Raw genomic sequence first — 22,263 nt, 5'->3', positions numbered from 1 at the left:
TTTACAAAATTCCCTTCTCTTTCATACTGCAAAATTTATTACCTTGCCCGACTATTATATGGTCTAAAACCTCTATCCCAATTATTTTTCCTGCTTCCTTTATTCTTTTAGTTGCCTCTATATCTTCAGTTGAAGGGTCTGTTATACCGCTTGGATGGTTATGAAAAACTATTACAGATGCAGCATTAGAGAGAACCCCTGTCTTAAATATTTCCCTTGGATGGAAAATTGAGGAATTTAGTGATCCTACACTTACAATGGACACTGAAATAGGTTGATTTTTAGTATCAAGGCAACATACTATTAGCTTCTCTCTATCCGAATCCTCTAAGAATCTTCTTCCAAGCTCTGCAGCATCTGATGGTGTCCCTATTGTTCTTCCTTCATACAAAACACTAGATTCACGCACTATCTTTATTGAAACTACACTAACCCTTTTTGCTGGTATCTTACTTTTCTTATTTTCATTTAGAATTAGCTCCATTTGTTCACTGGCTTCTATTTTTTTCTTTTCATCTAAGTATTTTTTCATATTTTCCTTACTCCTCATTAAAATCTTTTGTTGGACAATAGTATTATTTCATCCGCTTGATTTACTGGTAATTTATCATTTTTGGCTATAACGACTACTCCATCCATATACTTTTTAGTTAGAAGATATATGTTAAACTGCTGAATGCTATTTATCCTCTTATTAATGGTACTTGGTTTTACCTTTTGTTTAACCTGATATTCTATAAAGTCCTTGTATTGGCTAATATTGAACTCTCCAGTAAAAATAACTCCTGAGCTTTCAATAAAAGATATAAAGCTATTAACATCGAAAATGTATGATTTTATAGTTGCTAGTGCCTTATTCCTTTCTTCTAAATCAGTTTTAAATTCTTCTATTATTTTCTTCCCTTCCTTACCTATAATGAACTCTACAGGTAGTCTAGGACTTAGATGGTTTGTCACAGGTGTTAAATTTTCTTCTATTATTTGTTGCTTAATAACACTTTTCTTTTTAGCAGCTGCCATTTTTATTCCCTCCTATTTTAATAAACCTACAATTTACTGATAGCAGTAAGAAAATATATTTTTGAAATAAAATAACACCTACTCTCTTCCTACTTGAGATTAGGTGTTTAAATATAATCGCTTACCCATTCTTCTAATTCATTTTTAAAATCTTCTTTTCTAAAGAAAATACTTAATGCACACTCATTATTGTATAATATGCAAACTGTAACTAAAGTACAACTATCTAGAATCTGTTCATCAACCCATTCAGGCGTAGAACCTAATAATCCATCATCCTCTGGACTGAGTCCTATTTCTTCTAGGTCTGTGATGTTGTCGCCAGCCTCCAGGTACACCATTATACCGCACTCTTTTAGAGAAAATTCTTCTATATCAGTTCCTTCAGGCAGTCCAAGATTCCTGTAGATATTTTTGAAGTGTTCCTCCAGTTCCTCTAGTACCTCTTTGCTCATTACCTGCTTTTCCTTCAAAAGCTCAATGTCTTGTAGTTTCTTAATAATTCTCATTTTTATTCCTCCTCATTTTATTTCTATCTTAGTAGCAGATTTCCATATTTCTGCTATTAAAAACCTCAATTTTTCTATGTTCCCATACATCTTGAAAGTAATCTATAAGTACATCCATTACAGTATCAAAAACAAATTCCTTGGTATACCAAGCTTTTGAAACTGTTGTATATTCTTTTCCATTAGCCATAAGAAATATAATTTCATATTTACCATCGCTAATTTCATCGCCTATTATGGTTACTGACTCACGAATTACCTCTTCTGTTATTCTCCTATAGAAGTCTGCTAACTCGCAACCTATGTTAGAGCCTATTGTGTACTCTTCAAGGTCTTTTATATTCATATCATTAAGTTCACATTCAAGCCTTCTTTTATAGGTATTTAGTAAAAATCCCTTTATCATAGTTTCTCACTCCTTATCGAATCTTCTTTTTATATAAATATTTTTTATTTATTCATTCTATCAATATTACTAACTTTCTTTGAAAAATATATAAAGACCCTTAACCATTTTTTAGGTTAAGAGCCTCTAATCTTCTATGTATCCTTTTATATTGTCAGGTGTTATATTCAGCGGCATTACCACTGTAATACTAAAGTCACTGCTAAGCAAAATAGTTGCGTTTGTAAAAACTTTTCCATTCTCACATCTTATTAAATCAACAAATTCTGGTATAGCATCACACTCTAAATCAATAAAATTCTCCTGTTTAATTAACTCAAACTCATCTTTGTTCTCAACAAGAATAATATATCCTCCTAAATCCCTAACTATATGCCTCTCTGTTCCATAGGCTTCATCTAATAATAAAATTGTCTTTTGAATACTGTTTAGCACCTCATTTGGATATGAGGTTATACTGTTTAAATGTTCTCTCTTAAATATTCTCTTCATTTCAATACCTCCTCACTAATTAGAAAAAGTCAATATCAGCTTACTCTACATACTGATATTGACTTTCATTTACATGTATATAATATATATTTATAAATAGTATTTGTTACATTAAACCACATTTAGCTTATCCTGGATTTTATATTATTGCTTTTGTATTACTTCTGGCAGTAGCCTTATCGACTTGTCTTCTTCTGTTCCTTTTAGTATAGACATATATTGTATTGCTTTTTCAGGCTCAAACTTATCTTCATGAATTAAGTTTAGCATGTCAATAATTAAATCAATTCTTGTTTCCTTATCAAATTTATTATTCAAAACTAATATCTCTTTTTGAGATTATACTCTTTATAATTGTAAGTTTATTTCCTCAACGCTTGCTAGCTCTATATCAATATCTCCCACAAGTGTATATTGATCCTGCTTCTCCCTAATATCGTACATCAACTCGTGCAAATTCTCTTCTGCATATTCTTCAGCTTGCTCTTCACTTTCTGCCTCAATTTCAATTTCTCCAGCATGAGACTCAGTCCAATAAATACCTATCTTAAATTTTTTCTTATTATCCATATTTCAACTCCCTATCCCAAATATTTTATTTTCACTGATATTAAATATTTATATAGTCACTGTTTTTTTATAAATTTTTTTACTAAATCCATGTTTAGTGCAATTAAATGTAATGACTGACTTATAATAAAACATATGCTTAACATGCTTTAATGCAGCTTTAATTTTAATAAGGTAACTTTTCATATAATTTAACTCTTATTTTGTTTATTCTTAGAATTAATTCTTTTTATCTCCTGAAGTCTTTTATCAATATCTACATCTTCACGTGCCATAAAGAGTGTTGTATAGGTTTCATTTGGCGCTGGAATTAAGTTGTAAAACTCAGATAATATAGCTTCACTACCTACTAAATACACAGGTATATTGGCTTTTTCCATAAATGCGCTGTGCCCTTTAAGAAGAACACTCTGGGCTATTAGTCCTATAGTTTCTGGAGTCATATAGTTTAAATCATAAAGTATCTGCGATAATAACAAAGTACTCCCATTTTTGTATCCAGAATCAATATACTTCTCAGCATAACAATATCCATTCGGCTCATTTTTCCACACTTTTTTAATAACTTTTTGGTATGCATTAACTGCTACACTTTTATACCCAAACTTAACTCTCGATATAAATGAGAAAGAATTGTATGCATAGGCATTGGCTAAGGCTTCTTCAATTGGGTCATCCGGATGTTTTCCAATAGCCGTCCCTGTATGATACTTTTTTCTTAAATAATCAATGTAATATGGAACTGCCTCTTCTCTTGAATTAGCAGTTATAATCTCAATTGTAGTTGCTGCACTTTCAACAATATGATGAAAAAATTCGTGATGAAAGATTTCAAACAAAACAAATGACATAACATCCCTTAAGTCAGAAAATAGAAATAATGAGTTACCAAGACGGTTTACAATATTTCTACAGTACTCTAGAAGTTTATCAATATAGATGTATATTCCCCATTCATCAAAAGGTTCAAAATGAAATGGCCGATAAAATGCTATTGCATCTGCCGGCATTCTTTCATAATCTAACCTTACCATAATATCTTTTATATTTTTATAATCATTCCATACCCTGTCTGCATCTATTTCTCTTTTACCTGCGCTTTTCTTGATTTTTTCAAGATTATCCTTTGTAGTTCTTGCTGCCCTATTTACTGGAATACCATAAAGACTAGTTGGTCCTGGTACATTAATATCAGCCACATATGTTTCAATTGAACTACTTAGTCCATTCTCCCACAGAAATCTAATACATGGAATTTCTCTTTGCGGATCTATATTTGTACCCTCTATCCATTTATAAAAAGCAGAATAGTTTTCTATGTGCCCCATATTACCCACTACCTTATTTCAAAATAATCATTACTTTTTAAGATGATACTATTTTCCAATTACATATTTACCCCAAAAGTATTATATTTTCTATTTATTTTTCCACAAGCTTCTTCATGAAATAAATCAGTTGTATTAATAATGGAATAAGGTGAAAGTTCATTAATAAACTTCCTAACATTTTTTTCTATAGGATCTTTAGGATTAAAGAATAATTCTTCACTTTCAAAATCTTCTCCATCTGTTATAAAACCTAAGTCTATTCTTTTTGTGGTTTGTTTTTCTAAGCCATCTTCAAGAATTTCTATTTCTGTTGTTTCTAAATAAACCTGATCTTTTGATTGAATCATTACTACTGAAATAATATCAGGTTTTAAATACTCCCTATATCTTCTTACTAATTTATCATAAAAATTAATAGTACTATAAATTAGATCCATTTATTTTCCACCCCTTTCTTAATACATTATTCTATAAAAAACATTTTTCACCTCTTATTTCTCTAATTAAATATGAAAAACACCAGAAATTAATTCTAGTGTTTTTACATTAGAAGCTTATAGCTCCATTTCATCAAGAATATCTTTTAGCTTCTTCAATTCCTCAACAGATAAAGTAACACCCTTTCCCATCTTCTTATGTTCCGTATCCCAGTCCCTAATATCATACTTAGCCTCTTTATCATTCCAACTTATTAGATTTAATTCTTTCTTCCACCCCTTAGCTGATTCTGAAAGGACTCCTGTAGTTTCTTTTATTTCAAATTTTATGTCTGACATTTATTTATTCACCTCAATAATTAAAATGTGAAATTGAATTTATAAATATAGCTATAGTCCTTAAATTTTTATACTGCTGCGCTCATAAGCTCTGCTTGCTTTATAACTATATTCACAGCGCCATCTGCTTTTTCAGGAGGATATTTGTATTTTCTAAGTAGTCTCTTAACCAGCCTTCTCATGGCAGCTCTTGCTGACTCCTTCCTATCCCAATCTATAGTCTTATTCTTCCTTACCATATCAGTTAATTCATGAGCCATTGCAATTAAGGTTGCATCTTGCATTTCTTCTAGTACTTTAGGATCAGCTACCAATGCTTCATAGAAAGCATATTCTTCTGTTGATAAACCTTTTTCTTCCCCTTCTTTTACAGCGGTTACTATGTCTTTAGATAGATTTAGTAATTCTTCTATTACTTCAGCACTTGTAATCATTCTGTTATTATATTTCTTCATAAGTTCCTTAAGTTTCTTCGAGAATAGCTCTGATTTAACCACATTGCTTCTTTGAAATACTCTTATGTTGCCATTAAGCAGCTTTCTAAGGAGTTCAGCAGCTATATTTTTATGCTTCATATTTTTGATGCTATTCATATATTCCTCAGAAAGTATTGATATTTCAGGATTAGCTTGATTAGTAGCTGCAAATATATTAAATACTCCTTCTTGCTGAATAGCTTGCTCTATTATTACTTCTATTCTTGCATTAACCTCATTAGCCGTAAGCTTACCTCTGTTGGCAACCTTGCAAACACCTGCTTTTACTCCTTTGAAGTATTCTATCTCTTTCTTTTGCTCTTCATTAAGCAAAGCTCTACACAATGTTTCAGCTTGGCTAAGAGCTGTTGCTTCCCTAATAAATAGCTTAGAATCTTCTTCATCAAAGCCTAGTACATAGTTAATACCTTTTAAAAGTACATCTAATCTACCCTTTTCTGAATCTCCAAAGAAAGCTTTATAATCAAAGCCGTAGAAGAAATCTTTCATTATCTCTAACTTTTCTAATGCTATATTTAATGCCTTGCTTACATCAGGTATTTTGTCTTTATCCCTATTAGTGTATTCATTTAATGCATTTTTAAGCTCTGCTGCCATGCCTATATAGTCAACAACAAGGCCTGCTTCTTTATCTTTATATACTCTATTTACTCTAGCAATTGCCTGCATTAGGCTGTGACCCTTCATAGGTTTGTCTACATACATTGTAGCCATGGAGGGAACATCAAAGCCAGTTAGCCACATATCCACTACGATAGCTATCTTCATTTCACTTTTCTCATCCTTGAATTCAATAGCTAAATTTTTTCTATAGTCCTTGTTGCCTATAATATCATGCCAAGCTTCATCATCTTGATTGCTTTCAGTAAGAACTACCTTTACTTTATTAGTCCAGTCTGGCCTTAGATTTAGTATCTCTTTATATAGATTTATAGCTATCTTTCTGCTCATACACACAATCATAGCTTTCCCTGTAAGCACATATTGTCGTTCTTCATAATGCTTTATTATATCACTGGCAAGCATTTCAAGTCTTTGCTTAGAGCCTATTATAGTTTCTATTTTAGATAAGTCCTGTTTAGATTTATCTATAACATACTGTGTGGTTTCCTCAGCTATTTTAGAGTACTCAGTATCTATCTGTTCTAAAACTTCTTCATCAAGCTTTAACCTAGCAGTTCTATTTTCATAGTAAATAGGTACTGTAGCACCATCCTCAACTGCCTGTGTCATATCATATATATCAATATAATCTCCAAATATTTCTCTTGTAGATTTATCATTAAAATCAATTGGCGTCCCTGTAAAGCCTATAAAAGTAGCATTAGGAAGAGCATCCCTCATATTTTTAGCATACCCATACTTCCATTCCCCTGTAGTCCTGTCAAACTTAGCTTCTAAGCCATATTGGGAACGATGAGCCTCATCTGCAATAAATATGATATTGCTTCTTTCAGATAACACATCTGGATTTTCATCAAACTTCTGAATAGTAGTAAATACGACGCCTCCAGCATTTACTCTTAATAGCTCTTTCAGGTGTTCCCTATCCTTAGCTTGCTTAGGTTCTTGCCTAAGTAGCAGCTTTGAGCAAGCTGCAAAGGTAGAATATAATTGATTATCCAAATCATTTCTATCAGTTAATACTACAACTGTAGGATTATTTAATTTTGGATCTGTTACAATCAATCCTGTATAAAATACCATAGAAAAGCTCTTGCCACTTCCTTGGGTATGCCAAACAACCCCTACCTTTTTATCCTTGTTAGCTAAGGCTTCCTTTGTTCTATTAACTGCCTTAGTTACAGCAAAATATTGATGGTAACCAGCCACAATCTTTACGGTATTGCCCTTAACATCTTGAAAAACAATATAGTTTCTAATAATATCCAGTAATCTATCTTTTCTAAATACACCTTCAAGTAGAACATCTATAGGATTAAAATCACCTTTTGGTGCCTCTCCCTCTCTAGATTTCCATACCATATATCTAGTAAAATCAGCTGAAATAGTTCCCATGCTTGCAGTTACTCCATCTGATATTACATTAAAGGCATTATAGTGAAACAATGAAGGTATATCCAACTGATAGTTCTTTATCTGATTATAAGCATTCTCTATAGTAGTATCATCCTTCATTGCATTCTTAAGTTCAAACACAACTAAAGGGATACCATTAACATATATAATTATGTCAGGTCTTTTTGTCTTAAATTCCTTGATAGTATATTGATTTACTACCTTAAAATCATTAACTTTAACATTTTCAAAGTCTATAAGCTTAACTTGAAAGGTTTTTGGTTCATCATTCTTTTTATAAGGTATAAGTACTCCTTCAACCAACAACTTATGAAAGGCTTCATTAATTTCTGCCAGCTTAATAAGACCTAAGCTTCTTACCTGTTTATAAGATTCTTCAAGTATATCCTCTGTTATTCCTTTATTAATACGAGCTACATTCTCAAAGAAGTAATCCTTAAGGATAACCTCGCTGTGGTCCCGCTCAATATCAGGACCATATATATATTCATACTCTAAAGACTCAAACTGCTCTATTATTGCTTTTTCCAAGGTGTCTTCCGTAAATGGCATTGGTATCACCTCACTTTTATAAGTTTATTTCTAGATTGCTTAGGTCTATTTCTCCCGACATTAGCTTAAGTAACAACGTATCTCTCAATTGAGACAACGTTCTGTTTTGTTTAGAGTTTTTTAATATAGTAGTTATCATAGGCGATGCTATGGCACAAAATTCTTTAACCTTAGGATTGTCTTTTGAAAATATATAGAGACTTAATATATCTTTCTGGTTAATTCCTGGTATTGCTGCCTTACAACCTGCTGTATGTAATAAATGTCTTATATACTCAGACTGAAAATGAAAATATGAAAACATATTGAATGCCTTATCTCCAAAATCTAGCAAGAATACATGTTCATTCAATACAAACGAATCATATGGAAAACCCTCGCCAAACATTGAAAAATTAGGCATGAAATATCCCGGTTTCCCTCCATCTTTATAAATAAGGAGTTCGTACCCTGAAACTATTCCTCTTGTCATATTTACTGCGTAATCTACTGGAACATATTTAGTTTTGGAATAATCAAAATATCCTATTCCCTTGATACTTTCTGCGCCAACACTTGGCATACCTGTATCAAATCCACTAACTCCTCCTTTAGGTCGCTTTCCAGTTTCCAATTTAGGTTGTAATTCTTCAACTTTCTTTATCTTCAATTCTCTAGGTATTAACCCATATTCTGTGTCTATAAACTCACTCTCAAAAAAAGGTTCAAATTTTACAAACCACGATGTATATAATGTAGTTGCAAGCTCTACTAAATTATCATTTATCTTATTATTTACTTCTATTTTAGCATCTAAATCAGATAATATCTTAGCAATTGATTCTTGTTCTTCTATTGGTGGTAACATTATTTTTAAACTAGCTAATTCAGTATAGGTTATTTGTGGAAATGTCCCTGACCTAGTTTCTGCTAAAATTTGAAGTCTATTAATAGTATCTTCACCTTTTAGTAACTGAAATAAAAATTCTGTGTTTACATTTTTACTACTTTTCCTTAAAACCATTAGCTTTGTAGAAGCAACATAATCTTCTGCATCAAAATTAATATAGGCAAATCTTTTATTTTGAGGTCTTATTTCACTATATAAAATATCCCCCTTTTGAAAGCTTTTTTTAAACTGACCTTTCAGATCTTTATTATCGACATAAGTATGATTTAAAACTTTTCCCTCTAATACATCTGAAGTATTAATTAAAACAATTTTATCTTTATTAAATTTATGCTTAATAGACACACTCTCTACAATATCACCAAGTTTTACTTCCTCCCAAGCACTAGAACCCATATCCAATTCCTCCTAGACTTTTCCTAATCTCCTCCTCTAAGCGTTTGGATTTAGCAAACAACTCACTAAGCTCGCTTGTCAAGGACTCCATTTTCTCCTCAAAGGGTACTCCATCATCTTCAGTATCTTCTATTCCAACATATCTTCCAGGAGTCAATACATACCCATGTTCATCTATTTCATCTATACTTGTAGATTTGCAAAAACCTTTTATATCCTCATATACATTATCATTTTTCCAATTATGATAGGTGTCGACTATCTTTTTTATATCTTCTGCATCTAGATCTTTAACTCTTCTATCTACCATATGACCTAGATTTCTAGCATCTATGAATAATACTTTGCCCCTAGCGTTTTCTTCCTTACTTTTACGCAGTATCCAAAGTGATACTGGTATGCCTGTAGAATAGAATAATTGTCCTGGCATTGCTACGATACAGTCAACTATATCATCCTTAACCATAGCTGCTCTTATTACACCTTCATTGGATGTATTGGAACTTAATGAACCATTTGCAAGTACTGACCCCATAACTCCATTAGGAGCTAAATGATGTACCATATGCTGCAGCCAAGCGTAATTGGCGTTACCTGTTGGGGGCACACCATACTTCCATCTAACATCCTCTTGTATTTTTTCTCCGCCCCAATCAGATATGTTAAATGGTGGATTAGCCAATATATAGTTAGCCTTTAAGGTTTTATGCAAATCCTCATGGAATGTATCAGCATTATGAGTTCCAAGGTCTGCTTCTATTTGTCTAAGTGCCAAATTCATTTTAGCCAGCTTCCAGGTAGTAGGATTACTTTCTTGTCCATATACGGATATATTATTGATATTACCTTGATGCTCTTTTACAAATGTGGCCGATTGGACGAACATGCCGCCTGAACCACAGCATGGATCATATACTCGTCCTGAGTAGGGTTCTATCATTTCTACTAAAGTACGTACAACGCAGGAAGGTGTGTAGAATTCTCCTCCTAATTTACCTTCAGCACTGGCAAACTTGCTTAGGAAGTATTCATAGACACGTCCAAGCATATCTCTTTCCTTTGCTCTATCACTACCTATATCAAGATTAGTGAATAAGGTTACCAGTTCACCTAGTCTAGTTTTATCAAGTTCTGGTCTTGAATAGTTCTTTGTTAACACACCTTTAAGAGATGGATTCTCTTTTTCGATAAGTTCCATAGCTGTATCTATCTTTTTACCTATATCTACAGAAGTAGCATAAGCCGCAATTTCATTCCAACGTGCCTCTAATGGCACCCAAAATATGTTTTCTGCTGAATATTCATCCTTATCCTCTTCAAAGCCTTCATCTTCTTTTACTAGTTCTTCATATTTTTCTGAGAAAGAATCCGATACATATTTTAAAAATATTAGGCCTAGTACTACATGCTTATATTCTGATGCATCCATGCTTCCTCGAAGCTTGTCTGCTGCTAGCCATAATTTATCTTCAAAACCTATTGTTGTTGTATTTTCTGCCATAATAATATAACCTCCAAGTATTTTAGCGTGTGTATACTTGATTATACCATTTTTCTGGTATTAACTACGATATTATTTTAAACTTTTATGATACTCTACTTTTCAGAAATAGAGAGTTCTTTATTGGTTATCCTTCTTTTTCTTAATCAATGAAAATATAAAATACAATAAAGGGGCATTTGCCCCAAAGTTTGTGATACCATTATATTTCTTTTCTATCTTCAAAATCGTTTTCTAACCATGCATGCTGGAATATATACAATTAACCTTTTCTACAACTTTAATAACCATCTAAGAAAATATAGTAATCCACAAACCTAGGTTATTTGTCGTACGGTTCTGCCTACACCACTGCAAAAAAGTCTACGTTACTTATGGTACGATTCTCCGTATCAGTCTCAAGTGAGGTTTTTTTACTTAACTTATAAGTGGCTTAATAGTGGTTAATAGTTTTTTCATTCTAGCTTCATCCCTCATTCTATCAAGTGGTCCACTGAACTTATTAATTTCATCTATTAATTCTTTAACTGCTGGTGAAGTAATTCTTGTTTCAATTAATGAAATTAATTCCTTATATTTTTTCTTACATAAACTAAATTGTAACTTACTAGCTATATTTTGACCTTCAAAACACAATACAGCTATTGTTAACTGTGATTGATTAAAATCCCCTATTAATTGTTTATATATGCTATCTGCATCCCAACATTCACCATTACCATTAGTTAAAAACGTATCAATTATAGTAGTAACGTAGTCATAATCAACTTGTTTAGGTACTCCATGTGTACCTATTAATCTTTTCAGTTGTCTTGCATGAGTAGGCTCTTTGTAGAAATTATCCATTCCTGAATTATGTGCAAACTTCAAATTTTCTAATGCAATTTTTATTTCAGCAGCTCTTATTGGTTCAGGTAGATACTGTTGTCCATCAACTATTTCTAAAAAATTTCTAGCAAGACTAGCTTGTTCACTATCATTATTTGCCTCAAATCTAGCATATTTTATACCAAATTCATTTTTAATGTTAAAGTCTACTATTTCCCAAACTAGTGGTAATAATAAATGAATATTCTCTCTAACATCTTGATTCGTATCTAATCTTGTGTATATTCCAAAAAATCCGTTAACTAAAGCACTAAGCTTTTCCTTTGGCAAATCTATCATAAATGTGCCTATTTTCCTTGCATCATCACTGGTTATCTTATTACTCTTTATATTACTTAATAGCTTCCTAGTTTCTATTGTTACATTAGATTCTGGTAAGTTTATTACCTCATTTATACACGTTTCTAACCATGATACCAAATTTAACCCTGTTATCTGAACTTGATTTGGATGTGCTGCGCTTGCCCAATTCCTCATATATTTAATATAATCTAAATGCTTATAACCTATATCGGAAATTAAATCAATTTCTTTTGCTGCTAAGATTAATTCACTATCATCTATTTTTACTAAATCTTCTACACCACTTAATTTTTTTCTTCTTTCTGGCGATGATACTGCAACATCGAAAAAATATTCTATATCATATTGGGCAATTCTCTCTCTTAATTGTAATACAGTTTCATCCCATAAATAATTTAAAGCAGCATCAAATAACCCAGAGCTAACTGCTGCTAAAAACTTTGATAAATATAACGCTTGACTTCTTTTCTTTTCATCTAACAACTCTAATGGACTTGCTACATTCACTAAAACTGTTTTTCGTTGTCTCATGTCTACTAACACATTAGTTGATGGCAATCCACAACATTGCAAAAATGTCATCATGTTACTCTCATATTGTGAAATTGCACTTTGTACACTTCCACTATTAGTAATTTCTATTTCTCTACTCTCTATCACTGTTATTTCACTATTGTTACTCATATTCCTTCCTCCATTTTTTATGGTAAAACTTTATATCTTATATCCTTTTACTTATTACTTTTCTTTTACCTATCACACTTCACTCATATATCAATATCTGAATTTAAAATATTTAATCCAACATTTCTTAATGTAAAAGAAGAAGGAGTATCTTGAATCACTTCTTCTTTTTACTACCTATTTACCAAAATTATTTAAAAGTTAATTTTATAAATTTAATAATTTAGTGAACTCATCTCTTCTTGCTGTATTACCCATATTCCCAAAGTCAGTGTTCCTAACCCATTCTACTAGCTCTAATTCTTTTTCAGAATCCAAATTTTTATGATAACCAAAGTATCCAATTAGATATAATATATAGTCAATTCTTTCAATGCTTTCTTGTAACTCATTAGCTTCAATAAAAGATAATGTCTTATCTAACGAATCTAATGTTACCTTAAAAATTTCTCTCAGTTCTTCAGGACTTAATTTTGTTAATATATCTTCTCTTGTATCGGATGGAATTGGTGCATAATTATTACTATGAACACTATTTTTAATCAAAACTTCATATGCAGGATTTAATGCTGCTATTGGGTATGAAACATTTGTTGTATGCGGAGAAAATAGTGCTTCAAAGCCATAGTCACAAATTTTATCCTTAAACGGATATGTGTAATCTAAATAAATATCTAAACCATGTATTTTCAACTTTGCAAATGCCATCTGAAGAGCAGTAACCCTACTTCCCGCATTATTAAGAACTTCAAACCACTTTATCTGTTCATCTTCATTCAAATTTTCAGCTATATTAATAGTATAATTATAGTTTTTTATTTTACTTCTAACTTGTACTAACACAGGAAAAAGAGTACTAAAATTCTCAGCATTCTTTTTTTGAAGATATAATGATAATTTTTCATCTTTTTCATTTAAAAGTATTCCTACTGGTATTTGATTTTCAGTAGGAGCACCTTCAATAATTTTAAATGTTGCTTTAGATACATCTAACACAATGTTTTTAAAATCTTCATGGTCTATATAAGCCTTAAAATTAGTTGAAAGCCTCTGCTGACCGTCTACAACCGATTGATGGTCAGCTTCTATGTTCTCATCTTCAATTAGATTTCTATATAGAAAAGAGATTTGAGGAACTAAATTTCTTTCACTAATTTGATTCATAGATATAGGTGCAACAGGTGCTTTTCCAAACAACTGATACTGAAACAAATCAACAGCTTTTTGCAAAGTCCAACTTAAATCTCTCTGATATAAAGGCAAAGTTATTTTATTTTCCTTTATCTTTTTACACATTTCAAAGATACTCATTTGATGACTTTTTTTAGTAGGATTAAACTCTGCTGCTACCTCTATTTTTTTATTAATCTTCATAATTCCTCCATGCAGCTAGGTCTAGCTGCTACTTATATTTTATTCTTATTTTACAAGTATATCACTGTAAAATCTAATAATCAATATATTTTTAAAGGTAGCTGCTACATTTATAAGAACCTAACAATAAGCAATTATAAGAACCTAACCTTAACACATTAAAACAAATAAAATGTATTATGTAGATCAAATATTTTCATATATAACTTACCACAAAAAGAAGAAGCACCTATATTTAGATAACGGGTTTACTTTAGGGCTGCAAAACCTAAAATTACAGTGACTTTTACAATAGTTTTTGAAATAGAAAAAGCATGATAATTAAATGAAATTATCATGCTTTTTTACATCTCACCATATAGTTGCTGATGAAGAATATAAGAATTTTGTGCAATAGTTATGCTACAAATCGGAATTTTGCAGTGCGCCTATTATGCTCATTTTCTCCCCTATAAAGATAATTATCTTAGAATCATTCGAAATATACATTAATGTACATTAAATTCCTTAACAATTGGATTGTTAGTATTTCCACTAATAATACCTTCCGTAATTGCATCTTTTTTGGTACCGTTCTGGTTGGTTATTGTCACACCAACCTTGAATATCCAGGAACCTTCGGGTGTCTGTTCTTCGTTTCTTAAATCAACAATCCAGTGGCACTCAAATCCGTAGGGATATACAGATTTACCATGATTCTCGAAAGCACTTCTGGCTACATGCTTGTCTAGGTCTTTGGAGCGGTCGAGTGCATCTACCTCTGTTTGACTACGGTTGTTCTTTATTAGTTCAGTGGGAATCATAAGACAAAGAGAAGCGCTACTTCCAGCCTCTATTTCACTTAAATCTCCATCTTTCCCAAACGTTCCTTTTACATTTGAAACAATATATTTACTACCATCATATTTCACATCAAGTGACCCATTGGCAATAGTGCCTAATATATTCTTAAGCATAAGAGAATCGACATGCCATGTTTTCTCATCTTTAACACTCCAAGTACCCCATGAGGTCACATTAAAAAAATAGGACTTTACATTACCAGAAGTATCTGCATAGCTGTGAAATTTTGAAACGTCATAAGTATTCCCATCTGCTTTAAAAACATCTGCTGCATACGAATTGGTTATTGCGACAACTGCAGCACGTTTTGCATTTTCAACAGGAAAAGTCGTCTCAAGCGCTGCCTTTACAGCTTCATCATGTTTGTCCTGCTGAGGAGCTTTCTGCTCTGTTGGACTTGAAGCAGGTGACTCAGGTTTTTTATCTTTTGATGGAAACGTATGATAAGTAATGACTACTTCTACGTCGTTAGAGTACCAAACATCTGGAGAATAACCTTTATCTCCAGAAACCGAAACAGAATCAACTTCGCCATCTTTTGTCAACCAACCTGTAATTAAATCTTCCAACTTTTCTGTTTTAATGTTCTTGAAACCTTTTCCCTTAAAATCATTAACAACCTCTTGGTAACTTCTACCTTTTTGAACACTTGAACCTGACGGTGTTTTTGCTTCACCTTCATGTCCGCCACATCCCACTAATGCAATAACCAAAATACACGCAATAAGAACAATAACTATTCTTTTCATTTTCGTTCCTCCCCCAAGAAATGGTTTTATCGGTATGATGAACAATTGTTAGTCCGTAACTTTTTACTGTTGAACATAATCTTACAATTATTCATTACTATTGTACCTTAACTACAAAAATAATTCCAATATATTCAAAAATTCGTATATTTAACTATAATTTTTACAGTCATTTTTGCATACATTTTTACACTTGCAATAAAACTATTACAGGTGTTTTTCGTGTTGCAAAAGCCTATGCAAAAGTCAGTGTATTTTTACAAAAGTGCCTTTAATCCATCGATTTAAGCCAAAATAAAAGAATGCAAAAATCAATGTAATTTTGCACTCAAAAGTTATTGCATTTTTTGCTTTTGCACCTCTAAAGTAAACCCGTTAATATTTAGATACTTCTTCTTTTTACACAGAGAAATTTTTCTTTGCATCTTTTCTAAGTGAGTTTTCCATATAAAGCTGGAGTAAGAAGGTTTCTATTTTTACTACCTTCTGGTGTTAGTATAATATTGTAGACACGAAAACCCCAACACTCTAAAATATAGAGAAGGGCAGGAAGTGTGTACAATATTATACCAACACCACTTTTAATAGAACATTTTAGATAAGTACTATGGTGAGATTATTTATTTTTAATATTAGTTTACAATCATATCATTAAGCAGTTTCCATTACTTATAGTATGTCTTTTCTAAAATGTATACCCAACTTTAGTAAAAACCTCACTTATTTATGATACGGTTCTCCGCGAAATATTTTCAATTTTTTTAATTTAAACTAACTAACTTTGATAACCCCAAAGTAATAATCCTCCACTTTCGTTTGGTCTTTCCTGTTTTGTCGTCAAACGGGCGTCATAACCTCTTCTTTCACCAAAAAATCCGCACAAAAAAACTCTAGCAAATATTGCTAGAGCCCTTCATTTTGGCGGAGAGAGAGAGAGAGAGAGATTTGAACTCTCGGAAGAGAATAACCCCTTCGCCTGTTTTCGATATATATGTATAAAAATGCTTTTATTGTAATCTAATTTATCTCATTAAACCTCAATTATTGAAGTTAAGTTCAGGATTTGTTTTACAAAGAGAGTACACCATTACTTGTTGTACAGCTTATCCTATGTAATTCCAAACATATTAATAAACAGGTGAAAACCCTCAACATTTCTGTCGAGGGTTTCAATGGTGGAGGCGAGGGGTGTCGAACCCCTGTCCGAAAGCAGACATACCTAAGCATCTCCGAGTGCAGTCCTTATTTTAACATTCCCTCTGTCAGACGCCCAAGGACAGGCTTCTGATTTCAGTAGCTTCATAAATTCCGTTCCTTACTCAAAGCTTTGTAAGGCTCGTTTCACCGCTGTCGACGCCCTATCCTAAGCCGCGGTACTCAAAGGTAGGACGTAGCAGACTAAGCTGCTAAAGCTAAATTATCGTTTGCGTTTATATTTATTCCCATAGTTTTTTAACGCGGGCCCACAGGTTCCCTCGACTCGCTTCCTAGATACCTCTTACCCCCGTCGAAACCAAGTACGCCCCCATATTATATGGAGTACATAGAGAGTATAACGTGTATCTATTATAAGTTATTCAATTTTATTTTCCTCTCTTGCCTCAACTACATTACCTATAATACATTATATCGCAAACTTAATCAACAATAAATATAAGGAAATGTTAACTTATTTTATTTAGTATTTCATTCTTTCCTTCATTTGTCTGTCAATATCTCTCTTGGCAGCCTTCTCCAGCATTGCATCTCTTTTATCATAGTTATGTTTTCCTTTTGCTACTCCAAGAGCTACTTTAACCCTTCCCTTCTTTAAATACAAGGATAACGGAATTAAAGTATAGCCCTGTTGAGCTACAAAACCAGCAAGCTTATCTATCTCGCTTGAATGAAGAAGAAGTTTTCTATCTCTCAAAGGATCCTTGTTAAATATATTTCCCTTTTCGTATGGGCTTATATGCATGTTTCTAACGAAGACTTCTCCATTTCTTACCTCTGCATAACTATCCTTAAGATTTGCTTTGCCTGCTCTGATTGATTTTACTTCAGTGCCTACAAGCTGAATACCAGCTTCATAGGTATCTTCAACAAAATAATCATGCCATGCTTTTCTATTTTCAGCAAGAGTATTGTTGCTCTTGTCCTTTACCATAAAATCACCATCTTTAACGATTATCAGTAGAATATAATTATATTACAAATAGTGGAACAAGTCAACCTTGCAGTGTTAATACACAGCGCATCTTCTTTGAGGATGCCCCTATAAAAAGAGGCGCTGCTCATTTTTTATCTAAGCTCCCTAAAAATTTCTGTAGTTCTTTCAAGTATTCCACTTAAATAAGCAATCACAATTCCATAGTTAGTTATGCTGACATTATTTTCTCTGCAGATATCTATCCTTGTCTGCATTGTCTTTTTATTAAGCATGCAGGAGCCACAGTGTATAATTAAATCGTAATCCTTAAGATTTTCTGGAAAATCATGCCCCATTTTAAAATCATAGTTAAGCTTTATTCCTAAATGCTTATTTAAAAGCATAGGAATCTTAATTCTTCCAATGTCCTCATGGGAATGATTATGGGTGCAGCTTTCAGATATAAGCACTTTTGAATTCTCTGTTAGTTCTTCTATCTTTTTAGCACCTTCAATAAAAACTTTGAGGTCGCCTTTATATCTTGCAAACAGTATTGAAAAACTTGTTAACTTGATATTTTTATTGGTAAGCTCATTTACCTTTTTAAACACTTGGGAATCTGTTACTACAAGATCAATATCTTCTATATCCTCCAATGCAGACTTAAGCTCAGTGTCTCTAACCACATAGCTTTTGATTCCATGGTCTAAGCAGTCTCTAAGAAGTTGAACCTGTGGAAGTATAAGTCTTCCTTTTGGTGCCTCAGAATCAACTGGAACCACCATAATTATTTTTCCATTATGAGCTACTAAATCTCCAATTATGGTCGAATCTTCTTCATCTACTTGAAGCCTTTTTATTAATTCATTTTTTAGTTCCAATATATCTTTTTTTTCTTTAGCTGATACAAATTGAGCATATTCAAATTTTTCTTTTAACTTATGGATGAATTCTGAAGAAACCTTATCAATTTTGTTAATAACCAGCATATGCGGAATACCGTACTTTCTAAATGTATCTACTAAATCTTTGTAATTTGCTTCATCAATATCATCAGCTGGCATAACATAAATGGCAAAGTCCGTTCTCTGAATAATTCTATAAGTTTTCTTAACTCTTAGACTGCCAAGCACTGTTTCATCTTCAAGACCAGCAGTATCTATAAATATAACTGGTCCGAAGGGTATAAGCTCCATAGCTTTACTGACAGGGTCAGTGGTAGTTCCTTTAACTTCAGAAACAATTGAAACTTCCTGACCTATTATTTCATTTAAAAGAGACGATTTACCTGAATTTGTTTTGCCATAAATGGCTATATGCTTTCTGTTTCCGTTCGGCGTGCTAAACATATAAATCTCTCTCTCCATTTTTAATTCTTTCTATGTTGCTTATTACCAAATTTTTAACTTGTTTACTTGTTAACTTTTCAGCTTCTTCCTTAATAAGTTCCTCAGCCTTTTTATAAAGGTCATCATCACCATAGTCCATGACATATTCCATAAGAGTCATCATAGCATTTGGTCCGCAAACATTTTGTATTTGCCCAGACTTAGCGAGCCTCATAAATCTATCGCCAGTTCTTCCGCTTCTATAGCATGCTGTACAATAGCTTGGCAAATGTTTATCATTAATAAGCTCCTTTAGTATTTCAAGAGGACTCCTGTGATCAGCGGTATCAAATTGACCTACAGCCTTATTTTGCTCCTGCTCCTTGTAACCGCCTACACCAGTACAGGAACCAGCACTTATCTGCGATACGCCATATTTGATTAGATACCTTCTAATTTCAGCACTTTCTCTTGTAGAAAGAATTATGCCAGTGTATGGAACAGCAAGCCTTATAATAGCTACAAGTTTTTTAAACATATCATCGTCAACTAGATTTGGATAATCCTCAAGACTCATTCCTTCGGCTTTTTTAAGTCTAGGAACGGAAACTGTATGAAAGCCAACTCCAAACTTTTCTTCTAGATGTTCATTGTGAAGCATTAAGGCAAGTACTTCAAACTTAGGATCTGAAAGTCCGAATAAAATTCCTGCCCCCACATCGTCAATGCCAGCTTCCATTGCCCTGTCAAAAGCTGTAAGGTGATATTCATAGTTGCCTTTTAGACTTTTAGGATGAACTTTATCATAAGTTGGTTTATGATAGGTTTCCTGAAACAAAATGTAAGTACCTATCTTTGCACCCTTTAGTTTTGCATAATTTTCAACAGTTGTTGCTGCAATATTTACGTTTACTCTTCTGATATCCCCATTATCACTTTGGGTAGTATAAATGGCATCTAAAGTCTCAATTATATAATCAATATCGCAATTAACCGGATCCTCCCCTGCTTCCAATGCTAACCTTTTATGTCCCATTTTTTCTAGGAGTTTAACTTCTTCCTGAATTTCTTCTCGTGTAAGCTTTCTTCTTAGAAATTTATTCTCCCTTCTATAACCGCAATAGGTACAGTTGTTAACACAATAGTTGCTTACGTATAAAGGGGCAAATACTACTATTCTGTTGCCGTAGATGGACTCTTTTATTTCTCCTGCTATATTGAACATTTCTGAAAGCTGTTCCTCATCATTTATTTGAAGCAATACAGCAATATCCTTATGAGATAAGCCCTTTTTTAGTTTAGCTTTCTCCAATTTTTCTTTTATATCTTCCTTTGTTGCATTTGCAGCTTCTCTAAGCAGGTCCTCGATATATTCATGATTTATAAACATTTATATACGCCTCCAAACTAAATTGTCACCTCTAGACATATCAACATTAAAACCAGCCTTATTAATCCTCGCTTCTATACATTTTCTACATTCTGCAGCCTCGTCCCCCGTGCATATCTTACCATCATATAAAGCATATTTTTTTCTCACAATTGTAGGCGAAAGATTAGGCATGACAACATTTGCTCCTGCTTTAATCCCCTTTTCTCGTCCAAAATGATCTATACTTCCTAAGGCGGTAGTTGCAGGGAGCAATACGTTAGGCAGCAGCATGCGAGTAATTGCAAGCATGATTTCTGTTGTCTCTACAGTGCCGCCAATGTCCCCAGCTAGTGGGGTATCCTTATGCGGAATGAATGGTCCTATGCCGACCATATGAGGCCCAAGCCCCTTTAAAAACAATAAATCCATTACATAGTCTTCATTAGTTTGACCTGGAAGTCCTATCATAAAACCAGCTCCTACCTGAAAACCTATTTTCTTAAGGTCATGCAGACATTTTTTTCTGCTTTCAAAGCTCATTCCTGGATGCAGCTTTTCGTAAAGCTCTTTTGAAGCAGTTTCGTGCCTCAAAAGATATCTGTCAGCTCCAGCTTCATAAAACCTTCTATAGGATTCATAGCTCCTTTCTCCTATGGAAAGAGTTATTGCAACCTCAGGATATTTTTCTTTAATAGCCTTTACTATGGCTATAATTTTATCATCATTAAAGTAGTCATCCTCACCGCCCTGCAGCACAAATGTTCTGTAACCAAGTTCATAGCCCTCACAGCAAACTTGCATTATTTCTTCATCAGTTAGCCTGTACCTATCTGCTAGCTTGTTGCCTGCTCTAATACCGCAGTACCTACAGTTTCTCTTGCAATAGTTTGTGAACTCTATAAGTCCTCTCATGAAAACCATATCTCCATAAGTTCGCATTCTTGTTTCATGAGCCTTTTCTATCAAGTACTTCTTTGTGTCTTCATTTATGCTGTTTAGTAAGGCTAAAAGTTCTTCATTAGTCAAATTGTTTTGAAAATAAAGCTTATCTATAACAGCTCTCATTATTCAATCTCCTTTTTTGATATAGCTGTCTTAACCAATACATGATTAATATTTCCAAGCTTTCCAGTCAAGCTATTAATGTCATTCAGCTCTCCTAAAATCGTAATGCTAATAACTGCAATATCTTCTTCCTCAAATGGTACTCCCATCCTTCCCTTAACAATCCCCTTAAAGCTTGACACAACTTCGTTAAATTCTTTCTGGCAAATATTAGGTTTTTCTAGTATAGCACTTATTACTGCAATTTTTTTCATATACTTCCTCCCATTGGTAAAGTTTTGCAAAATAAAAAGCCTTCCACACAGGAAAGCTTGATTTGCAAAACAAATACAGCTATAGCCACTCAGCTAAAGCTTAATTGTATCCCCTTCTTTCCTTTCAGATTAGAAATATCTTTTCTGTTAGGTATAAATATTTAAATACAAATAATTGAAGATTTCTCTCTAATTATTTGAAGAACATAATATGTTAATATTTTATCAACTTATTAATATACTTGTCAAACTATTTGTGCAATTTTTAATATTATTTGCAAATAAAAAAGCCG

21 protein-coding genes and 1 other RNA gene are annotated in these 22,263 nt (G+C 32.8%); all 22 read right to left on the bottom strand.

Annotated features, from left to right (window positions below):
* Position 1: 1 nt before the first annotated feature.
* Positions 2–532: a JAB domain-containing protein gene (locus NBE98_RS08560; RefSeq protein ID WP_349305905.1), complete on the bottom strand. Its 531-nt coding sequence runs from the start codon at positions 530–532 to the stop codon at positions 2–4.
* A 17-nt stretch (positions 533–549) separates the two neighbouring features.
* The gene (locus NBE98_RS08555; RefSeq protein WP_250814530.1) at positions 550–1,020 is read right to left on the bottom strand and encodes a phage integrase N-terminal SAM-like domain-containing protein; all 471 of its coding nucleotides are present in this window, start codon (positions 1,018–1,020) and stop codon (positions 550–552) included.
* A gap of 107 nt (positions 1,021–1,127) precedes the next feature.
* Positions 1,128–1,529, bottom strand: a complete 402-nt coding sequence (locus NBE98_RS08550; protein ID WP_250814529.1) for a hypothetical protein — start codon at positions 1,527–1,529, stop codon at positions 1,128–1,130.
* 28 nt (positions 1,530–1,557) lie between these two features.
* Complete coding sequence (locus tag NBE98_RS08545) at positions 1,558–1,935, bottom strand: hypothetical protein (protein ID WP_250814528.1); 378 nt, start codon at positions 1,933–1,935, stop codon at positions 1,558–1,560.
* A 126-nt stretch (positions 1,936–2,061) separates the two neighbouring features.
* Positions 2,062–2,427, bottom strand: coding sequence for a hypothetical protein (locus tag NBE98_RS08540; RefSeq protein ID WP_250814527.1), 366 nt, complete (start codon positions 2,425–2,427; stop codon positions 2,062–2,064).
* A gap of 144 nt (positions 2,428–2,571) precedes the next feature.
* On the bottom strand, positions 2,572–2,745 hold the full coding sequence (locus NBE98_RS08535) for a hypothetical protein (RefSeq protein WP_250814526.1): 174 nt from the start codon (positions 2,743–2,745) through the stop codon (positions 2,572–2,574).
* A 30-nt stretch (positions 2,746–2,775) separates the two neighbouring features.
* On the bottom strand, positions 2,776–2,997 hold the full coding sequence (locus tag NBE98_RS08530; protein WP_250814525.1) for a hypothetical protein: 222 nt from the start codon (positions 2,995–2,997) through the stop codon (positions 2,776–2,778).
* 191 nt (positions 2,998–3,188) lie between these two features.
* Positions 3,189–4,325 (bottom strand): hypothetical protein, encoded by a 1,137-nt coding sequence (locus tag NBE98_RS08525; protein WP_250814524.1) that lies wholly within the window; start codon positions 4,323–4,325, stop codon positions 3,189–3,191.
* Positions 4,326–4,384: 59 nt separating this feature from the next.
* Complete coding sequence (locus NBE98_RS08520; protein ID WP_250814523.1) at positions 4,385–4,765, bottom strand: hypothetical protein; 381 nt, start codon at positions 4,763–4,765, stop codon at positions 4,385–4,387.
* A gap of 117 nt (positions 4,766–4,882) precedes the next feature.
* Positions 4,883–5,104, bottom strand: coding sequence for a YdbC family protein (locus NBE98_RS08515; protein WP_250814522.1), 222 nt, complete (start codon positions 5,102–5,104; stop codon positions 4,883–4,885).
* A gap of 68 nt (positions 5,105–5,172) precedes the next feature.
* Positions 5,173–8,193 carry a type I restriction endonuclease subunit R gene (locus NBE98_RS08510; protein WP_250814521.1) on the bottom strand — a complete coding sequence of 1,007 codons (3,021 nt, stop codon included), beginning with the start codon at positions 8,191–8,193 and terminating at the stop codon, positions 5,173–5,175.
* Between the two features lie 16 nt (positions 8,194–8,209).
* Positions 8,210–9,478: a restriction endonuclease subunit S gene (locus NBE98_RS08505; protein ID WP_250814520.1), complete on the bottom strand. Its 1,269-nt coding sequence runs from the start codon at positions 9,476–9,478 to the stop codon at positions 8,210–8,212.
* Positions 9,468–10,979, bottom strand: coding sequence for a class I SAM-dependent DNA methyltransferase (locus NBE98_RS08500; RefSeq protein WP_250814519.1), 1,512 nt, complete (start codon positions 10,977–10,979; stop codon positions 9,468–9,470). Before NBE98_RS08500 ends, NBE98_RS08505 begins: the two co-directional genes overlap by 11 nt.
* A gap of 417 nt (positions 10,980–11,396) precedes the next feature.
* A complete protein-coding gene (locus NBE98_RS08495) occupies positions 11,397–12,854 on the bottom strand; it encodes a hypothetical protein (protein ID WP_250814518.1) in 1,458 nt (485 codons plus the stop codon).
* Positions 12,855–13,061: 207 nt separating this feature from the next.
* Positions 13,062–14,228: a GmrSD restriction endonuclease domain-containing protein gene (locus NBE98_RS08490; protein WP_250814517.1), complete on the bottom strand. Its 1,167-nt coding sequence runs from the start codon at positions 14,226–14,228 to the stop codon at positions 13,062–13,064.
* Between the two features lie 488 nt (positions 14,229–14,716).
* Complete coding sequence (locus tag NBE98_RS08485; RefSeq protein ID WP_250814516.1) at positions 14,717–15,820, bottom strand: YPYG domain-containing protein; 1,104 nt, start codon at positions 15,818–15,820, stop codon at positions 14,717–14,719.
* A 1,173-nt stretch (positions 15,821–16,993) separates the two neighbouring features.
* Positions 16,994–17,347, bottom strand: a transfer-messenger RNA (tmRNA) gene (gene ssrA / locus NBE98_RS08480).
* 151 nt (positions 17,348–17,498) lie between these two features.
* Positions 17,499–17,969 carry an SsrA-binding protein SmpB gene (gene smpB, locus NBE98_RS08475; RefSeq protein ID WP_250814515.1) on the bottom strand — a complete coding sequence of 157 codons (471 nt, stop codon included), beginning with the start codon at positions 17,967–17,969 and terminating at the stop codon, positions 17,499–17,501.
* Between the two features lie 134 nt (positions 17,970–18,103).
* Positions 18,104–19,300, bottom strand: a complete 1,197-nt coding sequence (gene hydF, locus NBE98_RS08470) for a [FeFe] hydrogenase H-cluster maturation GTPase HydF (RefSeq protein WP_250814514.1) — start codon at positions 19,298–19,300, stop codon at positions 18,104–18,106.
* Positions 19,293–20,669 (bottom strand): [FeFe] hydrogenase H-cluster radical SAM maturase HydG, encoded by a 1,377-nt coding sequence (gene hydG / locus NBE98_RS08465; protein ID WP_250814513.1) that lies wholly within the window; start codon positions 20,667–20,669, stop codon positions 19,293–19,295. Before hydG ends, hydF begins: the two co-directional genes overlap by 8 nt.
* Positions 20,670–21,716, bottom strand: a complete 1,047-nt coding sequence (hydE, locus tag NBE98_RS08460; protein WP_250814512.1) for a [FeFe] hydrogenase H-cluster radical SAM maturase HydE — start codon at positions 21,714–21,716, stop codon at positions 20,670–20,672.
* Complete coding sequence (locus tag NBE98_RS08455; protein WP_250814511.1) at positions 21,716–21,970, bottom strand: TM1266 family iron-only hydrogenase system putative regulator; 255 nt, start codon at positions 21,968–21,970, stop codon at positions 21,716–21,718. The genes hydE and NBE98_RS08455 overlap by 1 nt, the downstream gene beginning before the upstream one ends.
* Positions 21,971–22,263 lie beyond the last annotated feature (293 nt).

It is taken from the genome of Clostridium swellfunianum, from assembly GCF_023656515.1.
In the GTDB taxonomy this organism is placed as follows: domain Bacteria; phylum Bacillota; class Clostridia; order Clostridiales; family Clostridiaceae; genus Clostridium_AT; species Clostridium_AT swellfunianum.
This window is presented reverse-complemented; position numbering and strand designations above follow the sequence as displayed.

Coding starts and splice junctions, on each gene's coding strand:
- NBE98_RS08560 (WP_349305905.1), bottom strand. CDS start 532: ATGAAAAAATACTTAGATGAAAAGAAAAAAATAGAAGCCAGTGAACAA.
- NBE98_RS08555 (WP_250814530.1), bottom strand. CDS start 1,020: ATGGCAGCTGCTAAAAAGAAAAGTGTTATTAAGCAACAAATAATAGAA.
- NBE98_RS08550 (WP_250814529.1), bottom strand. CDS start 1,529: ATGAGAATTATTAAGAAACTACAAGACATTGAGCTTTTGAAGGAAAAG.
- NBE98_RS08545 (WP_250814528.1), bottom strand. CDS start 1,935: ATGATAAAGGGATTTTTACTAAATACCTATAAAAGAAGGCTTGAATGT.
- NBE98_RS08540 (WP_250814527.1), bottom strand. CDS start 2,427: ATGAAGAGAATATTTAAGAGAGAACATTTAAACAGTATAACCTCATAT.
- NBE98_RS08530 (WP_250814525.1), bottom strand. CDS start 2,997: ATGGATAATAAGAAAAAATTTAAGATAGGTATTTATTGGACTGAGTCT.
- NBE98_RS08525 (WP_250814524.1), bottom strand. CDS start 4,325: ATGGGGCACATAGAAAACTATTCTGCTTTTTATAAATGGATAGAGGGT.
- NBE98_RS08520 (WP_250814523.1), bottom strand. CDS start 4,765: ATGGATCTAATTTATAGTACTATTAATTTTTATGATAAATTAGTAAGA.
- NBE98_RS08515 (WP_250814522.1), bottom strand. CDS start 5,104: ATGTCAGACATAAAATTTGAAATAAAAGAAACTACAGGAGTCCTTTCA.
- NBE98_RS08510 (WP_250814521.1), bottom strand. CDS start 8,193: ATGCCATTTACGGAAGACACCTTGGAAAAAGCAATAATAGAGCAGTTT.
- NBE98_RS08505 (WP_250814520.1), bottom strand. CDS start 9,478: ATGGGTTCTAGTGCTTGGGAGGAAGTAAAACTTGGTGATATTGTAGAG.
- NBE98_RS08500 (WP_250814519.1), bottom strand. CDS start 10,979: ATGGCAGAAAATACAACAACAATAGGTTTTGAAGATAAATTATGGCTA.
- NBE98_RS08495 (WP_250814518.1), bottom strand. CDS start 12,854: ATGAGTAACAATAGTGAAATAACAGTGATAGAGAGTAGAGAAATAGAA.
- NBE98_RS08490 (WP_250814517.1), bottom strand. CDS start 14,228: ATGAAGATTAATAAAAAAATAGAGGTAGCAGCAGAGTTTAATCCTACT.
- NBE98_RS08485 (WP_250814516.1), bottom strand. CDS start 15,820: ATGAAAAGAATAGTTATTGTTCTTATTGCGTGTATTTTGGTTATTGCA.
- smpB (WP_250814515.1), bottom strand. CDS start 17,969: ATGGTAAAGGACAAGAGCAACAATACTCTTGCTGAAAATAGAAAAGCA.
- hydF (WP_250814514.1), bottom strand. CDS start 19,300: ATGTTTAGCACGCCGAACGGAAACAGAAAGCATATAGCCATTTATGGC.
- hydG (WP_250814513.1), bottom strand. CDS start 20,669: ATGTTTATAAATCATGAATATATCGAGGACCTGCTTAGAGAAGCTGCA.
- hydE (WP_250814512.1), bottom strand. CDS start 21,716: ATGAGAGCTGTTATAGATAAGCTTTATTTTCAAAACAATTTGACTAAT.
- NBE98_RS08455 (WP_250814511.1), bottom strand. CDS start 21,970: ATGAAAAAAATTGCAGTAATAAGTGCTATACTAGAAAAACCTAATATT.